Source organism: Acinetobacter sp. YH12236 (genome assembly GCF_013417645.1).
GTDB lineage: Bacteria > Pseudomonadota > Gammaproteobacteria > Pseudomonadales > Moraxellaceae > Acinetobacter.
The window spans coordinates 1-22714 of sequence record NZ_VPDM01000041.1; the positions used below are offsets into that span (position 1 = coordinate 1).

28 protein-coding genes, 1 rRNA gene and 1 pseudogene are annotated in these 22714 nt (G+C 42.0%); 8 read left to right on the top strand and 22 right to left on the bottom strand.

Annotated elements, in window-relative coordinates; translation table 11 throughout:
* Window positions 1-102 (top strand): 5S ribosomal RNA (gene rrf, locus FTV14_RS13930); the annotation flags it as partial.
* A gap of 109 nt (window positions 103-211) precedes the next feature.
* Here rrf and FTV14_RS13935 read toward each other — a convergent pair.
* The 9 genes from FTV14_RS13935 to rplM all read right to left on the bottom strand — a co-directional run bounded on the left by FTV14_RS13935 (window position 212) and on the right by rplM (window position 5956).
* Window positions 212-625 (bottom strand): roadblock/LC7 domain-containing protein, encoded by a 414-nt coding sequence (locus FTV14_RS13935; protein WP_004785266.1) that lies wholly within the window; start codon window positions 623-625, stop codon window positions 212-214.
* Between the two features lie 10 nt (window positions 626-635).
* Window positions 636-1178 carry an ATP/GTP-binding protein gene (locus FTV14_RS13940; protein WP_179993342.1) on the bottom strand — a complete coding sequence of 181 codons (543 nt, stop codon included), beginning with the start codon at window positions 1176-1178 and terminating at the stop codon, window positions 636-638.
* 14 nt (window positions 1179-1192) lie between these two features.
* Window positions 1193-2170 (bottom strand): hypothetical protein, encoded by a 978-nt coding sequence (locus FTV14_RS13945; protein WP_179993343.1) that lies wholly within the window; start codon window positions 2168-2170, stop codon window positions 1193-1195.
* A gap of 87 nt (window positions 2171-2257) precedes the next feature.
* Window positions 2258-2584 (bottom strand): roadblock/LC7 domain-containing protein, encoded by a 327-nt coding sequence (locus FTV14_RS13950; protein ID WP_249365120.1) that lies wholly within the window; start codon window positions 2582-2584, stop codon window positions 2258-2260.
* 454 nt (window positions 2585-3038) lie between these two features.
* Entirely contained in the window at window positions 3039-3686 is a 648-nt protein-coding gene (locus FTV14_RS13955) for a hypothetical protein (RefSeq protein ID WP_005237167.1), read from the bottom strand.
* Window positions 3687-3704: 18 nt separating this feature from the next.
* Window positions 3705-4133: a ClpXP protease specificity-enhancing factor gene (locus FTV14_RS13960; RefSeq protein WP_034171093.1), complete on the bottom strand. Its 429-nt coding sequence runs from the start codon at window positions 4131-4133 to the stop codon at window positions 3705-3707.
* Window positions 4126-4794, bottom strand: coding sequence for a glutathione S-transferase N-terminal domain-containing protein (locus FTV14_RS13965; protein ID WP_104425777.1), 669 nt, complete (start codon window positions 4792-4794; stop codon window positions 4126-4128). The genes FTV14_RS13960 and FTV14_RS13965 overlap by 8 nt, the downstream gene beginning before the upstream one ends.
* Window positions 4795-5128: 334 nt before the next feature.
* Entirely contained in the window at window positions 5129-5515 is a 387-nt protein-coding gene (gene rpsI / locus FTV14_RS13970; RefSeq protein ID WP_004785251.1) for a 30S ribosomal protein S9, read from the bottom strand.
* A gap of 12 nt (window positions 5516-5527) precedes the next feature.
* Window positions 5528-5956: a 50S ribosomal protein L13 gene (gene rplM, locus FTV14_RS13975; protein ID WP_004785249.1), complete on the bottom strand. Its 429-nt coding sequence runs from the start codon at window positions 5954-5956 to the stop codon at window positions 5528-5530.
* Window positions 5957-6491: 535 nt separating this feature from the next.
* On the opposite strand from rplM, the gene pdxA reads away from it, so the two are divergent.
* The 3 genes from pdxA to FTV14_RS13990 are packed head-to-tail and all read left to right on the top strand — an operon-like array spanning window position 6492 to window position 9154.
* A complete protein-coding gene (gene pdxA, locus FTV14_RS13980) occupies window positions 6492-7460 on the top strand; it encodes a 4-hydroxythreonine-4-phosphate dehydrogenase PdxA (protein WP_218945719.1) in 969 nt (322 codons plus the stop codon).
* A gap of 30 nt (window positions 7461-7490) precedes the next feature.
* The gene (gene rsmA, locus FTV14_RS13985) at window positions 7491-8303 is read left to right on the top strand and encodes a 16S rRNA (adenine(1518)-N(6)/adenine(1519)-N(6))-dimethyltransferase RsmA (protein WP_159123656.1); all 813 of its coding nucleotides are present in this window, start codon (window positions 7491-7493) and stop codon (window positions 8301-8303) included.
* 5 nt (window positions 8304-8308) lie between these two features.
* Entirely contained in the window at window positions 8309-9154 is an 846-nt protein-coding gene (locus FTV14_RS13990) for a symmetrical bis(5'-nucleosyl)-tetraphosphatase (RefSeq protein ID WP_179993344.1), read from the top strand.
* Window positions 9155-9210: 56 nt separating this feature from the next.
* On the opposite strand, the gene FTV14_RS13995 is transcribed toward FTV14_RS13990, so the two are convergent.
* The 8 genes from FTV14_RS13995 to FTV14_RS16105 all read right to left on the bottom strand — a co-directional run bounded on the left by FTV14_RS13995 (window position 9211) and on the right by FTV14_RS16105 (window position 13817).
* Window positions 9211-9657: a DUF2147 domain-containing protein gene (locus FTV14_RS13995; RefSeq protein ID WP_179993345.1), complete on the bottom strand. Its 447-nt coding sequence runs from the start codon at window positions 9655-9657 to the stop codon at window positions 9211-9213.
* Window positions 9658-9797: 140 nt separating this feature from the next.
* Window positions 9798-10247, bottom strand: coding sequence for a DUF2147 domain-containing protein (locus FTV14_RS14000; RefSeq protein WP_004785238.1), 450 nt, complete (start codon window positions 10245-10247; stop codon window positions 9798-9800).
* 60 nt (window positions 10248-10307) lie between these two features.
* Entirely contained in the window at window positions 10308-10478 is a 171-nt protein-coding gene (locus tag FTV14_RS14005; RefSeq protein WP_159123658.1) for a hypothetical protein, read from the bottom strand.
* A 166-nt stretch (window positions 10479-10644) separates the two neighbouring features.
* Window positions 10645-11091, bottom strand: a complete 447-nt coding sequence (locus FTV14_RS14010; protein ID WP_179993346.1) for a DUF2147 domain-containing protein — start codon at window positions 11089-11091, stop codon at window positions 10645-10647.
* 87 nt (window positions 11092-11178) lie between these two features.
* Complete coding sequence (locus tag FTV14_RS14015) at window positions 11179-11853, bottom strand: LrgB family protein (RefSeq protein WP_159123660.1); 675 nt, start codon at window positions 11851-11853, stop codon at window positions 11179-11181.
* Window positions 11854-11862: 9 nt separating this feature from the next.
* Window positions 11863-12234: a hypothetical protein gene (locus tag FTV14_RS14020; protein ID WP_034704120.1), complete on the bottom strand. Its 372-nt coding sequence runs from the start codon at window positions 12232-12234 to the stop codon at window positions 11863-11865.
* Between the two features lie 34 nt (window positions 12235-12268).
* Complete coding sequence (hflX, locus tag FTV14_RS14025) at window positions 12269-13609, bottom strand: ribosome rescue GTPase HflX (RefSeq protein WP_166139222.1); 1341 nt, start codon at window positions 13607-13609, stop codon at window positions 12269-12271.
* 76 nt (window positions 13610-13685) lie between these two features.
* The gene (locus FTV14_RS16105; RefSeq protein WP_004785224.1) at window positions 13686-13817 is read right to left on the bottom strand and encodes a hypothetical protein; all 132 of its coding nucleotides are present in this window, start codon (window positions 13815-13817) and stop codon (window positions 13686-13688) included.
* 189 nt (window positions 13818-14006) lie between these two features.
* Here FTV14_RS16105 and FTV14_RS14030 point away from each other — a divergent pair, with 189 nt between their 5' ends.
* Entirely contained in the window at window positions 14007-14816 is an 810-nt protein-coding gene (locus FTV14_RS14030; RefSeq protein ID WP_159123662.1) for a 1-acyl-sn-glycerol-3-phosphate acyltransferase, read from the top strand.
* A gap of 35 nt (window positions 14817-14851) precedes the next feature.
* Here the strand turns inward: FTV14_RS14030 and FTV14_RS14035 are convergent, their stop codons facing one another.
* Window positions 14852-16486 carry a phospholipase D family protein gene (locus FTV14_RS14035; protein ID WP_179993348.1) on the bottom strand — a complete coding sequence of 545 codons (1635 nt, stop codon included), beginning with the start codon at window positions 16484-16486 and terminating at the stop codon, window positions 14852-14854.
* Between the two features lie 101 nt (window positions 16487-16587).
* On the opposite strand from FTV14_RS14035, the gene FTV14_RS14040 reads away from it, so the two are divergent.
* The gene (locus tag FTV14_RS14040; protein WP_179993349.1) at window positions 16588-17598 is read left to right on the top strand and encodes a metallophosphoesterase; all 1011 of its coding nucleotides are present in this window, start codon (window positions 16588-16590) and stop codon (window positions 17596-17598) included.
* A 24-nt stretch (window positions 17599-17622) separates the two neighbouring features.
* On the opposite strand, the gene FTV14_RS14045 is transcribed toward FTV14_RS14040, so the two are convergent.
* From FTV14_RS14045 to FTV14_RS14055, 3 genes are all read right to left on the bottom strand, one after another.
* Entirely contained in the window at window positions 17623-18036 is a 414-nt protein-coding gene (locus tag FTV14_RS14045) for a hypothetical protein (RefSeq protein ID WP_179993350.1), read from the bottom strand.
* A gap of 143 nt (window positions 18037-18179) precedes the next feature.
* Window positions 18180-19496, bottom strand: coding sequence for an MFS transporter (locus FTV14_RS14050; protein WP_159123666.1), 1317 nt, complete (start codon window positions 19494-19496; stop codon window positions 18180-18182).
* 142 nt (window positions 19497-19638) lie between these two features.
* Window positions 19639-20283: a hemolysin III family protein gene (locus tag FTV14_RS14055; protein ID WP_179993351.1), complete on the bottom strand. Its 645-nt coding sequence runs from the start codon at window positions 20281-20283 to the stop codon at window positions 19639-19641.
* 101 nt (window positions 20284-20384) lie between these two features.
* Between FTV14_RS14055 and FTV14_RS14060 the strand changes: the two are divergent.
* Together FTV14_RS14060 and FTV14_RS14065 are read left to right on the top strand one after the other, a co-directional pair.
* Window positions 20385-21604 (top strand): annotated as a pseudogene (locus FTV14_RS14060) (SAM-dependent methyltransferase).
* A complete protein-coding gene (locus FTV14_RS14065) occupies window positions 21598-22035 on the top strand; it encodes a GNAT family N-acetyltransferase (RefSeq protein ID WP_179993352.1) in 438 nt (145 codons plus the stop codon). Before FTV14_RS14060 ends, FTV14_RS14065 begins: the two are co-directional and overlap by 7 nt.
* A 53-nt stretch (window positions 22036-22088) precedes the next feature.
* Here the strand turns inward: FTV14_RS14065 and FTV14_RS14070 are convergent, their stop codons facing one another.
* Entirely contained in the window at window positions 22089-22442 is a 354-nt protein-coding gene (locus tag FTV14_RS14070; RefSeq protein WP_034705429.1) for a hypothetical protein, read from the bottom strand.
* Between the last annotated feature and the right edge of the window lie 272 nt (window positions 22443-22714).

A 22714-nucleotide genomic window follows, 5' to 3' on the forward strand; every position in this document is an offset into this window, starting at 1 on the left:
GCAAGAGTGAACCACCTGATCCCTTCCCGAACTCAGAAGTGAAACCTCTTAGCGCTGATGGTAGTGTGGGGTCTCCCATGTGAGAGTAAGTCATCGCCAGCTCATTATTCCAAAAGCCCTCTGCTCATGCAGGGGGCTTTTTTTATAGAAAAAATAAAGATGAAATAGAAAAAGGCTTAAATAAATTTAAGCCTTTTTTGAATCTATCTATTTATTGATCTGCAGCGATAATGGACTGTGTGGCATTCTTCAGCATATACAGGGCCTGACCCAATAAAATGTCTTTTTCAGCTAAAGTGACCAGAATAAGAGGGTGTTTCGGTGCTGCAACTGCTGTCAAAATGGCTTTTCCATTTTCTGCATCCAAAGTAATACTCTGACAGCCAGTAAGATGGATCTCTTTAGTAAATGCAGAAACCATCGCTAAAATCGAACTGCTCACAGCAGCAAGCTTGCTATTGTTATAGTTGTCTTTCTTATGAATTGTGGCCAATTCAAACCCATCTGTTGAGCAGACCATTACATAATATACGCCACGAACATTGCTAATAATCTCCTGAATTTGCTGTTTGGCATGCTGTACGAGGGCTTCTGGGGCTTGACGTCTTTCTTGTATAGTGAGCATGCTTTAATCCTTAGCTCATGAGGTTATGGTTGACTTCGATTGAAGTAATGAGGGCTTCTAAGAGAAGTAAGATGTCGTCTTTTTGACGTGCATCTACAAAAAAGAGGGGAGTATAGAGATCCTGCTGGATCAGCCAGTCCTTATAAATCTGGGTAAAATGAGGGCTTTCAAGATCACTGTGCGTAATCCCAATGGCAATATTATGGGTATATTCCTGGAATACTTCGATATAGCTTTCCAGTTCCTGGATCGGATCACTCACTGTATGATCAATAAGGATAATGGCACCTAGTGCGCCTTGACAGATGACAGGCCAGATAAAGTCAAAGCGACTTTGTCCAGGCGTCCCATACAGGCCAATTTTGGTTCCATCTTCTAATGTGATCTCACCATAATCGATTCCTACCGTGGTTTCCATTTTTGTATGGCTGCGGTCGTCAGTATTCAGTGCCTCAGTGAGTAACACTGGTATATCAGTTAATGAACGTATCGCGGCTGTTTTACCTGCGCCCATGGAGCCCGCAAAAACGATTTTATATTGTTGTAAAATCATAAGTATTTACTTTATTAAAATCCAAATTTAAATCGAAGCTTTCCAAAAAAGCTTTTAATGAAATTTTGCTGTTCTGTTCTTTCAACTGGCTCAGTGGTGCGATAGCGACTTTCCCAAGCATTAATTTTTTCAATATTTCCTGAAGCCATACTGGCTGCGATAAATTGTCGAAGCGTGAGTAAAGAAATTGCATGTTGTTCAGCAATTTTTGAAATTTTAGCCCCTTGAATAAAACAGGCTGATATCTGAAAAATACGTTTTTTATGCAGCGAATGAGCCGGCTTTGGCCAGTAGTGAATTTTATAGTGATCATCTTCAGGTGCGATCTGAGCAAAACTAGGCGAGTTCCAGAAAAAATTCCATAACCAGTCTTGGAGAATCTGCGTTTCTCTACGTGTAACTTTTAAGAGGTCGCTAGTAGATGCGAAGTCATATTGAAAAGAAAAGTCTGTGCCAGTTTCAGCCCGGTCTTTGTTTAACCAGGCCAGGTTTTTTGCTGAGTCAATAATGGCAATGGTGCCATGCTGATCATAGAGATGTAATTTACCTTTTTCAGGATGCAGCATCTCTTTAAAAAAGTTAATGGTGTAAGGATGGTTAGAAGATTCCTGGCTCTGAACGGGGGCTGAAAATATAGGTTCTTCTATTTCTGAGGTAATTTCTGAATTTAGGACGTTTTGCTCAAACCAGTGCTTGAGATTTCGTGTATTTTGCAGGGGTAAAGCGAGCGTATTATTTATAATCTGGTTCGAGTATTGAGTATTTTTAGAAATGCATAAATAAGGGCATTTTTGGTTTTTGAGAACACGTTGAATACCCTCTGTTTCAAGAAAGTATTCATATACAAACAGGCAATCGAGATGAGGATCGGAAGCAGTGTTCCATTGCAGGATAAAATGATCAGGAGTGATGTGCTGTAAAGTCTTTTTTAGTTCATCTGCATCGTGAATACTTAAATCTGCTATTCCAATATGAATATAATGCCTATGCATTTTAAGTCTCGATTAAAGTTTATATTTTATTGGGTGAAGCGTATAAGAATCCCTTTTATCGCATGAAATAAAGGGGAAAACTGTGTATTAGCTAAAGTCTAAACCTTGTTCAAAAGATTTAAGCTCATGACGAGCCATAGCCAGGTTTGCTTTAGAACGATCCAGTACAAGATACAGGAATACATTATTATTCTTTTCGAGTGGGCGAATGAGATGATATTGCTTGCCCAGCGTAATCAGAATATCTTCAATCGAGTCATTCAGATTTAATGAATTCGCTACACGGCGTTTTGCGCGAACCACTTCTGTATTGCCGGCTGCTGCAAGTTCAAGATCGATATTGCCACCACCTTGAGTTGCTAAAGCCAAGCCGCTTTCACCATCAGCTAATGCTGCAGCAACGAAACCATCAATGTCTGTAAGTGTATCTTAGGTTACCTTAGCCATAATTATTTCCCTGTTATAAAAATAGTTGATGCGATAGTTGTATTTAATGAAGTTCGAATATTATCTTTTTCATTCAAATTCATTATAAAAATGGGGGAGTAAATTACAATTGAAATAAAAACCATATAAAATTTAATGTTTTACTTTATATCTTAATTTTTAACTTGTACTTTTTAATTATGTGATGCGTTTATCTTTTTATTTAAGGATATGTGAAATGATTTTGTGATTATTTTTTAATCTATAATCTCACCTTAATCTAAAAGATGTAATAAAATATTTTGAATGGATTATGGAACTAATTAGGTAAAAATTTCAGTTGAAAAAATAGATTCACTTTATTCCCTGATAAATTTAAAGAATAAAAAAAGCCAATATCTCATTGGCTTTTAGTAAAACTGAATTTTTGAGGTTGAAGTATTTATGCAAATACGCGTAATACTGCATCAATCAATACCCAAAGAATCGCAAGCGCAACCACTGGCTCAACGATTTTTGCCCAGGTTGGTGTTTCTACAACAGCAACTTCTTCAACATCATGATGCTGGCTATTTTGATGAACCATTTGGCTAAACTCCTTCATTGATGCTTCTAATGATAGCTCTTCTTCATGAATTGGTTTAGAGCCTTTGAGTTCTGTTAGGTTATTTGTTGTCCAAACCCAATCATCTGCCTGGCCAGACAAATGTTCAATTTGTCCTTTTAGCAGCTCTTGGATACTGGTCTGATTATGATTGCCAGTATCATGTAACTGCTTTAATTCAGTCAGCTGAAAATGGAAAATTTCAGACGTGAGCTGTTCCAGCTCGGGTTTTGGTAAAGTTGACTGGTTTTCCACTCGGGTAGTCAGGTGACGGGCGATTTCCAGGATATAAAGTTCATCTGGGTGTTTTATTTCATTATAAATTTTTTGCGGGTTATTGCGCCATTCGCTAATCAGTTTGCCTAAAGTGAGAGCATTGATTTCTGAAATATATTTACGTCTTTCTTCTTTTGTATAGCTTTGTAGAAGCTCAGGCTTTTGAGTTTCTATCTGTTCAACAAAATATTGTACTAAATCAAAAGCCATTCACTTACTCCATTATTTTTAATCTAATAACCTTAGGGTTGGTTTTTTCTTTGCGGGTTCAGGCTGTTCTTCAGTGCTTGATTTTAAAGCATCTTCATCATTTTGTGTATGCTCATATTCATTTGGATCAAAGAATAATCCTTGACCATTTTCACGTGCATAGATCCCGAGGACTGCTGCCATCGGTACATAGATATCACGTGATACACCACCAAAACGTGCTGAGAAGGTGATGGCTTCATTATCCATATTCAGCGCATGAACTGCATGCGGCACAATATTCAGGACAATCTGGCCATCTTTAATAAACTGCTCGGGTACCATGGTGTTTGGACGTGTAGCATCGACCAGCAGATAAGGCGTCATATTGTTATCGCAAATCCACTCATAGATTGCACGTGCCATATAGGGACGGGTAGGACTTAAGTTGAATTCTTGTTCAGACATGATGTTTCTCTACAGGTTTAATTTGCTCTTGGTAGCGGTTTTTTTCCTGCAAGGTCATGGATTTTGCAAATGCAGGACGGCTAAAAACTCGCTGGCAATATAAATAAAATGGACGACATTGTTGTCGAGGTAATTCTACTCCCATGCTTTTAAGTCGAATGAAAATGGGAGCCAGCATACAATCTAAAATGCTGAATTGTTCCGACATAAAGTAAGGAAAATGCTGGAACAAGGGCGTTAATGAAATCAGGATATCATGCAGCTGTTTTTGTGCCTTCACTTTGGCTGCAGCATCCAAAGTATCTGGGTGGCATAACATGATATCGGCCAGTTTGAGCCAGTCATTTTCAAAACGCCAGATATATTGCCGCTGTTCCGCACGTGGCATAGGGGCATCTGCATAGAGCTTGTTCTGGCGGTAACGATCGTCTATATATTCTGAAATGATGCTGGTATTGAACAATTTTAAATCATTTTCAATCAGCATGGGCAGCTGGTTATAAGGATTGAGGCTGGCCAGATCTTCATCATCACTATCGACCAGGATCAGGTTATATTTAATCTGCTTTTCGGCAAGTACGTAGCGAATCCAATGGGAACGAAAGTCATCGGCATGGCTATATAAGGTGAGTCCTTGAAGTGGCGCGCTTTCGACTGACATAAATCCTGATTAAGTTCTAATGAATAGACTAGGATACTAAAAATCAACCTAAAAAGCACGAAGCATAAAAAGCCAATTGGACTAAGGCAGGGTAGAGTAGAGAAAAAAATGAAAGGAGCAGAACAACATGATCATGAATTTTGGCTTAATCATTCTGTTTATTATCATCGGTGTTGCGAATTATTATCTGACCAAATCCTTCTGGTGTCATGAAGGGGTATGGGGTAAGGATGTGCATGAACAATGACAATAAAAATAATATTAAGTGGTCATTTTCAAGCCATAAAAAAACCCTGGTATACACCAGGGTTTTTTGTCCGATTCGGTAAACGAATTAACGTTTAGAGAATTGAGGACGTTTACGAGCTTTACGTAAACCAAGTTTCTTACGTTCAACTTCACGAGCATCACGAGTAACGAAACCAGCTTGACGAAGAGCAGGTTTAAGAGTTTCGTCAGAAGCGATCAGTGCACGAGTAATACCGTGACGGATAGCGCCTGCTTGACCACCGATACCACCACCTGCAACAGTGATGTAAAGGTCATATTTCTCAGTCGCTTCAAGAAGCTCTAGAGGTTGACGAACAACCATACGAGCAGTCTCACGACCGAAGTATTGTTCTAAAGAACGGTTGTTGATTACGAGTTTACCAGTACCAGCAGATAGGAAAACACGTGCAGTTGCGGTCTTACGGCGACCTGTACCATAGTTAGTAGCCATGTGCTGTATCCCTTAGATGTCCAAAACTTGTGGCTGTTGAGCAGTATGTGGATGCTCAGTACCAGCGTACACTTTCATTTTTTTGATCATTGCATAACCAAGAGGACCTTTTGGCAACATGCCTTTTACAGCGCGTTGGAAAATTTCTTCTGGTTTGTGAGCAACTAATTTTTCAAAATTAGTTTCACGAATACCACCAGGGAAACCAGTATGGCGATAGTATTTCTTGTCAAGTGATTTGTTACCAGTCACTTGAACTTGCTCAGCATTGATAACAACGATGTAATCACCAGTGTCAACGTGAGGAGTATAAGAAGTTTTATGCTTACCGCGTAAACGACGAGCGATTTCAGTCGCGAGACGACCTAAAGTTTTGCCAGAAGCATCAACAACGTACCAGTCGTGTTGAACTTCAGCTGGCTTAGCGCTGAGAGTTTTCATTAAACCACTACCTATTATAGTTGGTTTGGACTATGGAAGCTGTCCAAACAAAAGGAGACCGAATTCTACCCGAAAGCCGGGAGAACCACAATGAAAATATAAAATTTCAAGCGCTGTATTTTACAACGTCTTTCAATAAATGACCAGTAGGATTTTTAGCCTATAAACACATATGCTTAATCATTAAATAATAAAATGGACCTAAGACTAGGGGCGCATCTTTGTATGAATGAACACGGTTGTTTTTTAATATGTATTTCTTTAACAAATGGCCTGTCTTCGAGTCTACCTAGGTTTGCCTTCTAAACTTGAGGCAATCTTCCCTGAAAATGCCAAAAGCTAAACATGTCGAGTATTGAGATGATTGCCCGAAACTCTTTATAGGGTTCATTGATGTCAGTCCGGTTTTATCTCTCTTTAATATAATGAGAAAGGTACAGTATTATTTGAATAAACATCATCTAAACCTTTATCTAGAACTTTCCCTGTGAAATTTGTACTAAAATAAGGACAATTGATAATACAGAAGAAAGTCATGCTGCCTTTATATATTACCAGTGGTGAACCTGCCGGAATTGGTCCAGATATCTGCCTGAGTTTGGCGGATCGTATTGATGAACGTCCATTGGTGGTACTTGCCGATCTGGAAATGCTCCGTCAACGGGCGCAGCAGTTAAAACTTCTGGTTGAACTGATTGAATATACAGGGCAAACGACTTCTTCAGAAAAAGGTCAGCTTTATGTCGAGCACGTGCCTTTAAAAGAGCCGGTAGTACTAGGACAGCTGAATAGCCATAATGCCGCTTATGTACTGGAGCAGCTACGTCGTTCAGCTGAATATGCTATGACGAATAAAAGCGTGGGTGTAGCGACTGCACCAGTGCAAAAGTCGGTAATTAACGATGCAGGCATCCATTTTAGCGGTCATACCGAGTATTACCAGGAATTCGCAGGTGTACCGCGTGTGGTGATGATGTTAGCAACCAAAACCTTGCGCGTGGCTTTAGCAACCACACATCTTCCACTTCGTGCAGTTGCTGATGCGATTACTCCGGAACGCCTGCATCAGGTGATTAATATCCTGATTCACGACCTGAAATCCAAATTCAAAATTGAACATCCGCATATTCTGGTCTGTGGTTTAAACCCACATGCAGGTGAGGGCGGTTATCTGGGGATGGAAGAGGTTGAAGTCATCAATCCAGTACTGGAGACTTACCGTACTCAAGGTATCAATATGAGCCTGAGCTTGCCTGCAGATACTTTATTTACTCCTGAAAACTTGAAAGATGCCGATGCTGTTCTGGCGATGTATCACGATCAGGGCTTACCTGTGTTAAAATCTCAGGGCTTTGGTGAAGCCATCAATATTACTTTGGGCTTACCGTTTATCCGAACTTCTGTCGATCACGGCACAGCACTCTCCCTCGCAGGTACAGGCCTTGCGAAAAGCTCAAGCTTACATGTGGCTGTGGATTTGGCGCTGGATTTAGCGCGTCAATGATCTCGTCTTTATTACACGTTGGAAATGTCTATGTATCAGATTAATGCCTTAAACCCAAAAGATGAAGGGCATCACACGCGTAAGCGTTTTGGTCAAAACTTCTTACATGACCAACGTGTCATTGCTAAAATTGTGCGTTCGGTAAATCCGCGTGCAGGCGAAAATATTGTTGAAATTGGTCCGGGTCTGGCTGCTTTGACATCACCTTTAATTGGTGAATGTGATGCCTTGACTGTACTTGAGCTGGACCGTGACTTGGCCGCTGGTTTGCCGGGTCGTGTGCCGCATCCTGAACGTTTAACCATTATTGAAACAGATGCACTGAAATACGATTTCACCAATTTGTTTGAAGAAGGCCGTCCGTTACGTGTAGTCGGAAACCTGCCTTATAACATTTCGACACCACTGTTGTTCCATCTCCTGGAATTCGGTGACAAAGTGAAAGACATGCACTTCATGCTGCAAAAAGAAGTGGTTGATCGTATTACTGCATCACCGAACACCAAAGAATATGGTCGTTTGTCGGTAATGATTCAGTATTACTGCAAACCGACTTTCCTGTTTGAAGTGCCGCCAGGCTCTTTCAATCCGCCACCAAAAGTGACGTCTGCCGTGTTCCGTTTGGAGCCATATGATGTAAAACCGATCGTGGCAAAAAATGAAAAAGCTTTGGCTCGTCTGGTATCGCATGTATTTACCCAGCGCCGTAAGACTTTGCGTAATAGCCTGAAAGGGATGCTGGTTGAAGATGGTTTTGAAAAGGCAGGTGTGGATCCAATGGCACGTCCAGAGACACTTACACTTGCCCAATTTGTGGCTTTATCTGATCAAATGGTAGCTTAAGAATAATGACTCGCACTGTTCGATACAATTATGTGATTGGTGATGTGCAAGGCTGTTTTGAAGCCTTGAAAGCACTGCTGAAAGAAATCCGTTTTGATCCTGATCAGGACTTTATCTGGTTTGCTGGTGATCTGGTGGCTAGAGGGGAAAACTCGCTGGGTGCATTACGCTTTATTAAAAAGCTGGCGGATAATGGCGTGGCGGCAACAGTACTCGGTAACCATGATCTGACTCTTTTGGCTTATGCACGTGGCATCAAGCCGATTAAAGACAAGGACAATGTCCGTGATGTGATTGATGCGATCGACAGTGATGAGTTAATTGACTGGATCCGTAAACAGCCGATGTGCCTGTTTCCGAATGAACAGACGGTACTGACCCATGCCGGGATTCCCAATATCTGGGATGCAACCAAGACGGCTGAATTGGCTAAAGAAGTAGAAGCTATTATTGCCCATGATGATTTTGAGGTGGTGGATGCTTTCTTAAAGGAAATGTTTGGGAAAGAGCCTACACTCTGGTCAGATGAATTAGAAGGTCATGAGCGTACGCGCTGTATCGTGAATTACCTGACCCGGATGCGTTTAACTGACGCAGAAGGACGTCTGGAATACAGTTTTAAAGATTCATTGGATGATCCGATGCCGGAAGGCTTTAAGCCCTGGTTTGAATTTGAATCGAAAACTACCGCAACCCATCAAATTGTATTTGGGCATTGGGCTGCCTTACAGGGTAAAACCATTTCTGAGCGAATTCAGAATGTCGATGGTGGTTGTGTCTGGGGTAATCAGCTGATGGCTTATCGACTGGAAGACCAGCAAATGTTTGCCGTCGATAATCCGGTATTTTAAAATATTTAAAGCTCAAAAAAGCCACGTTGAACGTGGCTTTTTTATTGTGCTGATGATTAGTCTGCGCGAATCCAGGTCTGGTTGCGGCCCAGAACTGAAACACCCACACTGGCACGTAGCGTTAAACGCTTGCCAGTATTGTTTAGACGAACCTTGGCATCATAAATTTTACCTGCCAATGGATCAATGACACGACCTTTTTCATAATTTTTGGTGCCTTCAACGTGTTTCAGGCCTTTTAGAATAGTCATGCCTAAAATCGGTTGATCGGTATAAGGGGCTGGACATTTATTACATTTTTCGCGTGGTGTATAACCTGGACGTGGCGTGATTTTCACAATCTTGCCTGAGTAAGTATTATTTGCTTCTTTTTCGATGACAATGATGGCTTTTGCTGCTCCAGTTTTATCATCAATTTGTTGCCAGGTTCCGCTAATATCTTGAGCCCACAGGTTCATCATGAATCCTGTAGTCAATGTGGCAAGGAGTATCTTCTTTAACATATCCATCATTCCAAAGAACTTTTCATTATTGCCCGCACATGTTAGGAAGATTGCACAAATAGTCAATAAATAATTAAAAATCATGGAATTAAATTTATAAAAAAGCTGCCTGTTTGGCAGCTTTGAGAAAAAGTGTGAACTTATTCCTGACGGATCCAGGTCTGGCTACGGCCTAAAGCAGAAACACCCACATAACCACGTAGGGTTAAACGTTTGCCGTTGCTGCTTAGACGAACCTTGGCATCGTAAATTTTACCTGCCAATGGATCAATCACACGACCTTTTTCATAATTCACGCTATCACCGACCTGTTTTAAACCTGTCAGTACGTCCATCCCCAAGATCGGCTGATTGGTATAAGGAGCAGGACATTTATTACAGGTTTTTTGTGGGGTATAACCTGGACGAGGCGTTACTTTGACAATTTTGCCGGCATAAGTACCATTGCTGTCCTGACGGATTTCAATCAGTGCTTTGGGTGAACCAGTCTTATCATCGATTTGTTGCCATGTCCCGGTCAAGTCTTGTGCATAAATGGTCCCAGTCATGAATGTAGCAATGAGCATTAATCCTAATTTAGATTTATTCATTTATATTTATCCTTTTTTCATAGATGAAACAAACTATCCCAAACACAAGCGTGTGGTTTTTTAATTTTGGTTGATTTTAGAGTAATGAGCGTTGCAGATCGCTCGGTCAATCTGCTTTAAGCCTGTTGATTCCCCATGACAGAAACCTGTCGATGTTAATTGCTTTGTTACTGAATTTTCAGTAAAAGCAGAGAAATTCAGTAAGATCTTTAACATGGTAATGTCTTGCATTCTATCTCCTTATATTGCGCATCAAAATCCGTTTGATGCTAAGCCTGTTAAAGCAAATGAATCTAATATTTATATGCATGTTTTATATTGTATAAAAAAAGCATCTGTCTAATATTGATACAACTTAATGCATGAAAATGCAAGCTTCTGTGCACTAAGTCATGAATTAATCTTGTTTAATCCAAGTCTGGCTGCGTCCCAAGGCTGAAACACCTACATAACCACGTAGGATTAGACGTTTGCCATTGGCACTTAATTTAGCTTTGGTGTTGTAAATATTGCCGGATAAAGGGTCAATCAATTTACCTTGAGAGAAATTATTATTGCCTGCATCCTTTAAGCCGGTGAGTACATCCAGACCAAGAATCGGTTTATTGGTATAAGGTGCAGGGCAGGAAACACAGGTTTCGCGCGGTGTATAGCCAGGACGAGGCGTAATCTTGGTAATTTTGGCAGTATAAACACCATTTGAAGTTTCACGAATTTCCAGAATCGCTTTAGCTGATCCTGTTTTATCGTCAATACTTCTCCAGGTGCCTGAAATATCGGAAGCGAAAGCCAGATGACTGAAAAAGGTCAGGGCTAAAAAGGATAATAATTGAACCTTTTTCATAGGTCTGTTCCTGAGTGAAAAATTCTTTATTTCCCTATAGTAAGAATAGTTTCATTCAGAAACAAACGTTAAATATTGATTGATGAGTCACATTTTTTGCAGATAAAGTATAAAAGTTGGCAACCAGATCGCAGTAAAAACGGCATTCACTGCCATGCCAAACGTAGCATAACGTCCGGCAACACTGCCACGCTGCCAGGCTTGAGCTGTACCAATCGCATGTGCTGCTAGACCTAGAGCCAGACCTGAAGCACGCTCATCATTGATATGTCGTAAAATAAATGGTGAAAATGCTGCACCAATTACGCCAGACAAAATGACGATCAGAATGGCCAGACTAACAGGTGCCTCCAGTAAGGTCGCAATATTAATTGCAATTGGTGTCGTGACTGCACGGGTGGCAAAGGCCATGATGTCGCCAGAAGACATATGTAGTAAATAGGCGAGACCCATCGGTAAGGCGACCGCACTGATACTGGCAAAAACCAGAATTCCGACAATAGCTTTCAGTGGCAGGTCATCATAACGCATGGCGGCTAGCGGAATCGCCAGTGCAACTGTGACATAACCAAGCAAATGGTTAAACAGTGGATTGACCTCATCCATATAATGCTCATAAGGAATACCCAGCACCAATAAAATCACCAGCACCAGGAACATGCTAAACACAATCACAGGAATTTGCGGAATAACACGATTGCAGGGTTTGGCAAGCAGATAAGCAATTAAGGTAATCGCAAAGCCATAAAGAACAGAAAACATGTGCGACTCCTATAACCAGCGTTTTGCCATTTTGGCGTAGATCCAAAGAGGGAGCAGAGTACTCAGGCATAACACCAGCATAAAGGCCGGAATTTTTTGTCCCATATGCATCAACATAATTAGCGCGCCTGCACTAATCGGTAAAAAAGCGAAGGCACTTTCTTTCATCAGCTTGTTATTAGTATCCACCAGACGCGCTGGAATTTTGCCAAAATAGCGCCAGGCAAATAAGGTGACTAGCAGGCTGATGAGTCCGACCAGGTTGCCCAATTCAGGATGATCTAGCTGGGTCATTAGCCAGACTGAAGCTTCACGAAATACAATAATTAAGAGGAGAGTGCTGATCCATGCTGGCCAGTCAATATGTTTTATCCAGTTCATTGGTGATGTCATTTAAAAGTTTACTTATCAAGTTTTACTCGATCTTACGCTGGATTTCAAACTCTTCAAGTGGACGCTGGAATTGAAGTGCTTGAGATCCCAGAATTTCTTCTATCGGTAAATGAGCCTGTTTGATCAACTGTTCCAGCTTCGGAGGTGCAATCCGTACATCGATATGTAACTGACCTTCATCATCATAATGTTCAGACTGAATCACGTTCAGCGCATAAAGTTGATTGCGCAGTTTGCCATAGGCAGGTTTCAATACCAGTTCAAAGTGCTGAATCTGACCCATTAATGCTTCATGCACGGCTTTGCGTAACAGATCCAGACCTTCACCACTATGTGCTGAAACATAGACCCGTTCAGGCTGACCGGGCTGGCGATAAATGATTTTGGCATCTTCACCGCTACAGTCGATTTTATTATAAACTCGTAACACCGGGACGTCGGCACCAATTTCCTTGAGCACCTTTTCAACGGCTTCAATTTGTTCAAGCATTTCCGGACTGCTGGAATCAATCACATGCAAAAGCAGGGTGGCTTCAACGGTTTCTTCCAGAGTTGCTTTAAAAGATTCGACCAGTGAATGCGAAAGATTACGCACAAAGCCTACCGTATCTGCCAGTACCAGATTACCGACGCCGTCCCATTGCAGGCGTCTTAAAGTTGGATCCAGAGTCGCAAATAGTTGGTCTGCTGCATAAACATCGCTATCGGCCAGAATATTGAATAAGGTAGATTTTCCCGCATTGGTATAACCTACTAAAGACACGGTTGGAACAGCCGCTTTTTGGCGTGCAACACGGCCCTGAATACGGGTTTGGCGAACTTTTTCTATTTTAGCTTTAAGCTGCCCCATGCGGATACGCAATAAACGGCGATCTGTTTCTAGCAGGGTTTCACCCGGACCACGCAGACCGATCCCGCCTTTCTGGCTATCCAGATTGGTACGGCTACGAACCAGTCGTGAAGACAGATGCTGTAATTGTGCCAGTTCAACTTGCAGTTTCCCTTCATAGGTACGGGCACGCTGTGCAAAAATATCGAGGATGAGTTCGGTACGATCAACCACCCGGCAATGCACCACATTTTCAAGGTTACGTGCTTGGGCAGGTGTCAGCGCATGATCGAAAATGACCAGATTGGCATCCAATTCTTTGACCCGTTCAGCAATTTCTTCTGCTTTTCCTGAACCCACAAAAAATTTGGCATCCGGTTTTAAGCGTTGAACAAAGAGATGTTCCAGAATTTCGGCATTTGCAGATTGAGCTAACAGATGAAACTCTTCAGCATCAAGGTCATCCAGCATTTGTACGCTCACACTGACCAGTATGACGCGTTCTTTTCCCTGATGTTGCTCAAAATATTCCACTCAGGCCAATCTCCAGTTGAAAACTTCATTTTAGTTGAAAATGAACTTTACAGATACTGAAATAGCGGGCTTTGTTTTAGAGTGCCGTGACAAACAGTTGTGCAAGTGTTACGAGCAGCGCCGTATATAACAGGGTACCACCCAAGATATAGCTCAATACTTTTAAGGGCCGAATCATCTCAGCTGATTTCACTGTTTCATCTTGCATGATGAGCATCCTTTTTAATCTAATATTTCGATTGATTTATTTTATTTAATTCATTTAATGAATTTAAATTGAAAATATAGATGTACTTGGTCGTTTTTTATTATCAATGCAAGTTGGACATGAACAGTATAAAATGGGTTTAATTCGTGGATATTCCCTGTATCTTGTTTAGGATTTAGTGATCTTTTTATGAACTCGACTGTACAAAATCAATCACCTGAGATACAAGGTTTTGCAAAATTCTTTCTTTATACAAGAAAAACGACTTCTGCATTAGCAGCCATCAGCCAGGGGTTTTATCTGGTTTACCGTCATGGTTTGTATAAAGATCCGAATAATCCGAACAATACCCGATATGTGCAGTATTTCTGTCGCCAGTTGTGCAAGGTATTTAATATTGAGGTTCAGGTCCATGGCGTGATTCCACGTGAGCCGGCATTATGGGTGAGCAATCATGTGTCCTGGCTGGATATCGCCGTTTTGGGTTCAGGCGCGCGAGTGTTTTTTCTGGCCAAAGCTGAAATTGAAAATTGGCCAATTCTAGGCAAGCTGGCTAAAGGTGGTGGCACCTTATTTATCAAGCGTGGTTCAGGAGATTCGGTCAGAATCCGTGAACAGATTACCGGCTTCCTGAAACAGAATATTCCAGTTCTATTTTTTCCTGAGGCGACCACATCTGATGGACGCTCAATTAAAAAAATTTATGGACGTATTCTGGGTGCAGCGATTGAAGCGCAACGTCCGGTACAAATCTGTCTGATCTGTTATGTGAATCAGCAGGGTGAACTGGATATGGTGGCGCCTTTTATTGGGAACATCAGTTTTGCCAAACATGTACAGAATGTTCTGGAAATGCCTAAAGTGACAGCTCATCTGATGGCCTTACCAGCAATTTCGACTGAAGGGCATACAGTAGAAAGCCTGACTGCATTAGTACATGAAAATATGCTGGAGGGTTTGCAAAGGTTGCAAGCCAAAGTATTAAAAAAGCCTCATTAAGAGGCTTTTTTATTAGAAATACTCAGAGATATTCATTACATAAAACCTTCGATCGGGAGGATTGACAGGAATTTTATTGAGGCTTTTTGATACCACTTCATTCCTGGCTCTTTTTTAAAGGTCTTTGTTTCACCTTTGGCATTGTGGATTTTCCAGTTAATGTTCTGGTTGGCATCTAGAACCAACTTATAGGCATACTTGCTTAAATTCTTGTCCATGGTTTCGTGTACTGCACGGGCCAGATTAGGACTATTTAGCAATACGCCAATTTCAGTATTCAAATAAGCTGAACGCGGATCGAAATTAAAAGAACCGATAAATACCTGTTTCTGGTCAATGGCCATCAGTTTGGCATGCAGGCTGGAACGGCTCAGGCCTTTTAAGCTGACCTTCGCTTTTTGTGCCAGCTCTTCAGTATTGGCATTCAGGTTGTCGGCATCTGGCGCGGCCAAAAACTCATAGAGCTTTACATCATTTTCCAGCAATTCCTGACGATATTTAGCATAAAAGGCATGGACCAGCGGCACGTCATTGGCCTTATAGGAATTGGTCAGTACTCGGACTTTGACATCTTCTGAAGCCAGTTTCTTGAGACGTTCTGCACCCTGTTTTTCCGGTACAAAATAGGCCGACACAATATCCACACTCTCTTCCGGTTTTTCCAGATGCTGTAGTAACTGGAAGTTCAAGTGATCTTCAGTTTTAGCCTTTGACTTGATTTTACTTGGTGGGTCTTTAACGACTTCAGCTTCTACCCAATCAAGCTGAATATTGTGTTCCAGCCATTTATCGAAAGCCTGAGAACGATTGGCCAGATTCAGGTAATTCTGGATTGCAGTATCATGGCTATATTCTTCCAGCTGCTGTTTCAGGCTCGGGTAGCGTAGCGTGTGATGGCGAGGATTAACGATCTGCCGCACCGGGTAGGCATAATCATCATTCCAGTATTCATCAAAAGAATGAATGATTTCATCAGAAGCGGCACCGACCAACATCACATCTACATCAGAGAACTGATAACTGTCACTGACGTTATAATACTGGTTACTCATATTACGGCCACCAATCAGGGCAATCTGGTTATCGGCAATAAAGCTTTTGTTGTGCATGCGGCGGTTGATCCGTTTTAGATCCAGCAGCATATCCATGGCACGGTATTTACGGAAACGGTAGGGGTTATACAGTTTGACCTCAATATTCTGGTGCTGGTCCAGCGCCAGATAAATACCTTCCATTTTCTTGGCATTGTTGTCGTCCATCAATAAACGGACTTTTACGCCACGGTCTGCTGCCTGAATGAGGGCATGCAGAGCCAGTGCACCAATACGGTCGTTATCCCAGATGTAATATTGCAGGTCCAGACTGCGTTCTGCTTTATTAATCAGCTGGATACGTGCAGCGAGTGCTTCGAGCGGATCTGGCAACACGTGATAACCGGTCAGGCCAATATTCTGCCGACGTAAGGGCTCAACAATCTGGGCCAGACTGGTTTGCGAGGTATCCGTTTCAAATGCCATCCGGCTAGGCTGTTCAGTTTGCGGAGGCAGCGTACTGCAAGCAGGAATGCCGAGTACCAGGCTGCAGCTCAGTAAAATGCCAGCTTTATAGCGGTAAGCTTTTGATAAGCCAGAAGGTTTTGAGTGAGCGGAAGCGTGGGGAGCATTTACCATAAACATCAAAGACTGAAAAATTTGGATTGAGTATAATTGCCAGCTATGAAAAGATAAATATAAAGCCACTAATCAGCTCCTCGACTCGACAAGGCAAATCTATGTGGGATACCAGTTCCGTACTTTTTTATTTTTATCTAGGCATGGCCATTCTTGCCGTTTGGGCAGTGTATCAGGCCTGGTCGAGTCAGTCGCGTACAGAAACCATTCATCCCTTTAAAGCATTTTGTCACCTGCTGGCTTTCTATCTGGCCTATTTACTGATTCCGTTGGTGTTCTTCAGTATTTATGCAGGATGGATGGGCTACTATTCGATTCATGAGTCTATTTTTATTTTCGTGATTAGTGCCGTACTCAGTTATGCACGTTTTATCGAGCCGCATTTGATTCGGGTTAAAACCACGCCTTATCAAATCAATCCTCAGCAGAAACTTAAAAAACCGGTACGGATTGCCCTGATTGCAGATTTACATATTGGCCTGTTTTCCGGACATGAACGCCAGTTAAGACAGATTGTACATAAGTTGAATCATCTGAAACCTGACTTGGTAGTGGTCGCAGGAGACTGGACTTATGAACCGGAAAATAAACTGGCACAGGAGCTGGCGGTCTTAAAAGAAATTCATGCGCCGGTATATTCGGTGACAGGGAATCATGATGAACAGTATCCTGGCCCTCCGATTCAGGAATTGCTTCGTTATGCGCTGGAAGTGAATCAGGTTATGGACATTGAAGGGCAGATTGTCGAGTTTGATGAATTTCGTCTGCTCGGGGTAGGGGATTTGTGGGCTGGAAAAACCGATATGCGCGCAATGCCGGATCTGCCTCAAGACAAGCCTTGGGTGATTCTGTCGCATAATCCAGATACCGTGGATATGGTGCCGAAATTGCCAACACGACCATTGATGCTTTCTGGACATACGCATGGTGGGCAGGTCGAGTTACCCTGGCTGACGGATTATGTGATGAAAAAGGTTTCCATTCTGGGCCATAAAAAAGGCTTGTACCGGCATGAGCATGCAGATGTATTTGTGACCGTGGGAACGGGCATGGTAGGGGTACCATTTCGTTTTCGCGTACCACCAACCATTGATATTATCGAATTGGTCTAAAAAAAACTGATTCATTCGCTGCTGTTAAAGCAGTAGCCAGAGCACAATAATAATCAGTAAAATAACGGCTGCGGTGATCCAGATTTTCTTTTCAATCTCACGGCCGGGCACACGTTTGCCGACTTGCTGTGCAGCCACCTCAGTATCTTTAGCGATGCTAAGGTTGGGATGATCTGGAACTTCCAAAGATGTAGTTACCACCGGAATATTTTCATCAGCATCATCAGTAAAGCGTGGGCCGATATTGCCTTTATTGTCTCGATTCAGCGCCAGATCATGCTCTCTGACAATTTTATCAATGACCTGTATCGCCTGTGATTCATCTAAAGCTGTATGCGCCCGGATATAGCGAATGGCTTCTAGTTTTTTATCATCCTCTAGCAGAATCACTATATCCACCAGCTGTTCTTGAGTAAGTTGCTCAATAAGATCCTGCATCACTCTGCCTCATTCTCTGGCTTTATTTATTTGATTGTTCCCGAAATATCAGCAAAGAAGTAGCAAGTTTTTGTTGTGAAATCATAAAAAAAGCCAGCATGAACTGCTGGCTTTGATTGAGATGACTTAATCTGTCAAGATCTTTAGATCTGATTGTTTACATCATCATTTTTAGTTTCACGGATCAGCAAGAATGCAAGCAATGACAGGATAGAGGCTGCTGTGAGGTAATAACCTACTGCAGACAAGCCATAAGTTGTTGCCAGTTTGGTTGCAATCAATGGTGCGAAAGATGCACCAAAAATACCCGCCAGGTTAAAGGTCAGTGCAGAACCGGTATAACGTACTGAAGTCGGGAAGATTTCAGACAATACAGTACCAATCGGACCATAAGTTAGACCCATGATCGCTAGGCCGATACATAAGAAGAAGAACACAACCAGCGTACTGCCTGATTCAAGCATGTCGGCAAAGAAGATACCGAAAATAGCAGAGACCACACATACCGCGATTGAAGTTGTCTTACGACCAAATTTTTCCGCAAGTACCGCTGAAAGTGGAATGAACGCAGCAAAGCACAGAGTTGCAACTAATTGCAACTGAAGGAATTCTTCACGTGTATAGCCGAGCTGTTTGGTACCCCATTGCAATGCGAATACAGTCGTCAGGTAGAACACCACGAATGTACAGATCGCAGCGATGGTACCTAATACCAGCATTTTAGAATGCTTTTTGAATACTTCAAAGAAGGGTACATTCACTTCTTTCTGCTTTTTCAATACATTTTGGAATGCAGGGGTTTCATGCAATTTCAAACGAATCCATAGACCCATAATCACCAGTAGCGCACTAGAGATAAATGGAATACGCCAGCCCCATTGCATGAACTCTGCTTCAGACATGAATGCGCCAAGGGTCAAGAATGAGCCTGTTGCCAGAATGAAGCCAATTGGTGCACCAAGTTGCGGGAACATACCGTACCAGGCACGTTTACCTTCTGGCGCATTTTCAGTTGCCAGTAGAACCGCACCTGACCATTCACCACCCAAACCAAGGCCTTGGCCTAAACGACAAAGAGCCAGCAATAATGGCGCAGCAATACCGATTTGTGCATAAGTTGGCAATAAACCAATGGCAACGGTAGAAAGACCCATGGTCAACAAGGCCGCGACCAGTGTGGCTTTACGTCCGATCCGGTCTCCCAGATGACCAAAGAGTGCAGCGCCGATTGGACGGGCAATAAAGGCAATCGCAAAGGTTGCCAGCGACTGAATAGTCGCAGTCATAGGATCTGTACTTGTAGGGAAGAACAGATAAGGGAAAATAATAACGGCAGCTGTGGCATAAATATAGAAATCGAAGAACTCGATTGTAGTGCCTACTAAACTTGCTGTTAAAACACGAAATTTTGAATTGGTTGCTGTAGTTTCTGTTACAACGATAGAATCTGAAGACGCCATGAATAACCTTACACTTACTAAAAATAAAAAACTTAGTTTTAAAAGCGTAATCTTTTTAAAAAAGGCGTAATTTTTTAAAAAAACAACTGCAATCTTCTCGTTTCAACTCGCTCAGGGTCACTGAAATGAAGAAATGAGATGATTAAATCACGTAAAGATAGATAGACAGAAAATGTGATCCTGCGCCTATCAATACAAAAATGTGCCAGATAGCGTGGGTATATCTTACTCTTTTCAAAGCGTAAAACAATGCACCTACAGTGTATGCTAAGCCACCAATGATCAGAAAGGTTAAAGATTGAGCACTTAAGTACTGCTGCATATCGTCCATAACCAGTAATGCCAGCCATCCCATGACCAGATAAGCGACCAAAGAAAGTTTCTGGAAACGGTTGATGAAAATGAACTTGAATAGTGTTCCAAGTACAGTAATCACCCACAAGGCAATCAGTAAATACTGGGCCTTGGCTGTTGGAATCGCAATCGATAGAAACGGGGTATAGGTACCTGCAATCAGGTAGTAAATTGCCGTATGATCAACTTTTTTGTAAAAATAGCGTCGGTCAGCAGCAGTAGACATATGGTAGAGCATCGAAGCGGAAAACAGCAGAATCATGCTGAAAGCATAGACCCAAAGGCCGATCCATTGTCCGGCACTCAAATAAGAGCCTTTAATAATCAATAAAATACCGGCAATTAAAGCCAGTGCAGCACCGAGGCCGTGACTAATATAATTAATCCGTTCCTCATTGTGATCATAATCTGGAACTAGGGGAGCATTCTGCATGGTTGTCATTCTTTTTAAATATACACTTGTATAATAATTCAATTTTGCTTTTAAGTTAAGAACAATTAAACTTGAGCAGCAATTCATATCAGGTTTTTCTTATGTCGACATCGACTTGTCTCTCGGTTCAGGAACAACAGTTCTTGGAGGCTTTTCAGCAAGCCTTTGAAACTGATCATTTTGATCGTCTGATCTTAAGTCAGTATAAAGGTGAACTTGAACAATTGGAGAAAATGACCTTTAGAGTCATTTCGCTCAATGAACAGAAGGTTTTGAGCTGTGTCTATCGATACAAGACTCAGGATGTCACCAAAAACTATCCTTTGAATGAAGCCTTGACTCAAGTAACGGAATTATTGGCCTGTTGCAAGCAAGCTAACCTGTTTACCGATCAGGATAATTGCAGCTGAAGAAAAACAAGAAAAAGGCCATGCTGACACGAAGTAAAGCTAAACCTGCCTCTACAAAGACAAAAGCCGAGCAGGGCCATGACCGGGTTAAACAGCGTTATGTCGATCAGGACAGTGTATTCCTACAGCATTTAGGAATCACCGATCAGCAAGGCCAGATCATTCCGAGCATGGCGCGTAAGTGGAAACAGATTAATAAATTTGTCGAGATTTTCTCAGGCGCACTGGCTCAAATCCAGCCGCAGGAACAAGGATTACGTATCGTCGATTTCGGTTCAGGTAAGGGATATTTAACCTGTGCGCTATATGATTATATGCAAAAACATGGTCAGACGCCGTATGTCACCGGCGTAGAGCTGAATCCGAAAATGGTCGAGTTCTGTCAGAATGTCGCGCAGCAATCTGGTTTTAGCCAGCTGGATTTCTTCCAGGGCGATGTGCGTACCTATGAACCGGAACGTCTCGATGTGATGATCGCTCTGCATGCCTGTGATGTGGCGACCGATTTTGCAATCCATAGCGGTATTCGCTTGAATGCACAGATCATCATGTGTGCTCCATGCTGTCATAAAGAGTTAAGACCGCAATTACAGAGTCCGAAAGTGCTGTCACCAATGTTGCAGTTTGGCATCCATGCTGGGCAGCAAGCCGAAATGCTGACGGATACCATTCGTGCCTTATTGCTTAAGGCGTATGGGTATGAAACCAAGGTCTTTGAATTTGTGGCCCTAGAACACACCAGTAAAAATAAAATGATTCTGGCGACCAAACGGAAGGATTATGGACAGCCCGATCAGGCTGTTCTCGCCCAGATTCAGGCATTAAAAGAGATGTATGGAATTCAAAAACATTCACTGGAATTGTTATTGAATAACCAGTGGGATCAGCAGGGAATTGGTTCTAAATGCTAGACAATCACAATCTTAAGATCGTGTCAGGCAGCTGGGATGAGTTAGCCCAAGATGCCAGAGTGATACGTGAAGCCGTTTTTATTCAGGAACAGCAAATTGCTCCCGAAGATGAATGGGATGCTGAGGATGCAATCTCTACGCATTTTGTGGCTTATTTACAGGATCAACCCGTTGCAACTGCACGCTTATTAAAAAATCACAGTATTGGTCGTGTAGCTGTGTTGCAGTCGGCACGTGGTACGGGTATCGGCCAAAATATCATGCAGGCTGTGATTGATCAGGCCAAGACAGAGCAACGTGAATTCCTAAAGCTTTCTTCACAGGTACATGCGATTGGCTTTTATCAGAACTTGGGTTTTGACGTGCAGGGTGAAGAATATCTGGATTGTGGCATTCCACATATAGATATGTATCTCAGCTTAAAAGACTAAAAAATAAAAAAGCGAGGAAAACCTCGCTTTTTTAAATTTGATCTTGGAACTGCTTAGTGGCCATGAGTGGTATTTTCGTCATGGCTAGCATTGTCCATCTGTGCATGTTCTTCAGCAGACATATTGTGCTCTTCCACGCTCGTCTCATGAGTCTGATGAGATGAAGAGGTCGCCTGACGAGCTTCACGGTCAGCCTGTGCTTTGGCTAAAGCTTCTGGAGACATCGCAGGTGCATTCTTAAATGCATGCTGCTGGGTATTTTCTTTCTTTTGCTGGCTTGGCATGTAGTCTGGTTCATTACTGACCGCAAGCCAGAAAAACAACATGAATAATCCACCTAAAATACAGAAGATAATCAGTGCTTTCCAACCCCAAGGTGATTTTTCAGGTGAACTGTGATCAGTCATATGCATGTACCCATCGTGGATGTCTAACTCATGTAACTTTATAACATAAATTGCCTGGAAAGCAGATCAAAATCTGTCATTGATTGAATGCAATAGACTTCGAGAGTTTATCGCGTCGAAATAAAAAAAAAGAGGAGTTAAGCTCCCATTGCTGTCCCACAATTTTTCACAAGAGGAAGCTCAAATGAGCTTCCTCTTGTTTTATGGGTATTTTATCGGGTGAAAATAAAGCTTTTAAAGTTCTTCTTTCAAACAAATTCACTTGAATTATT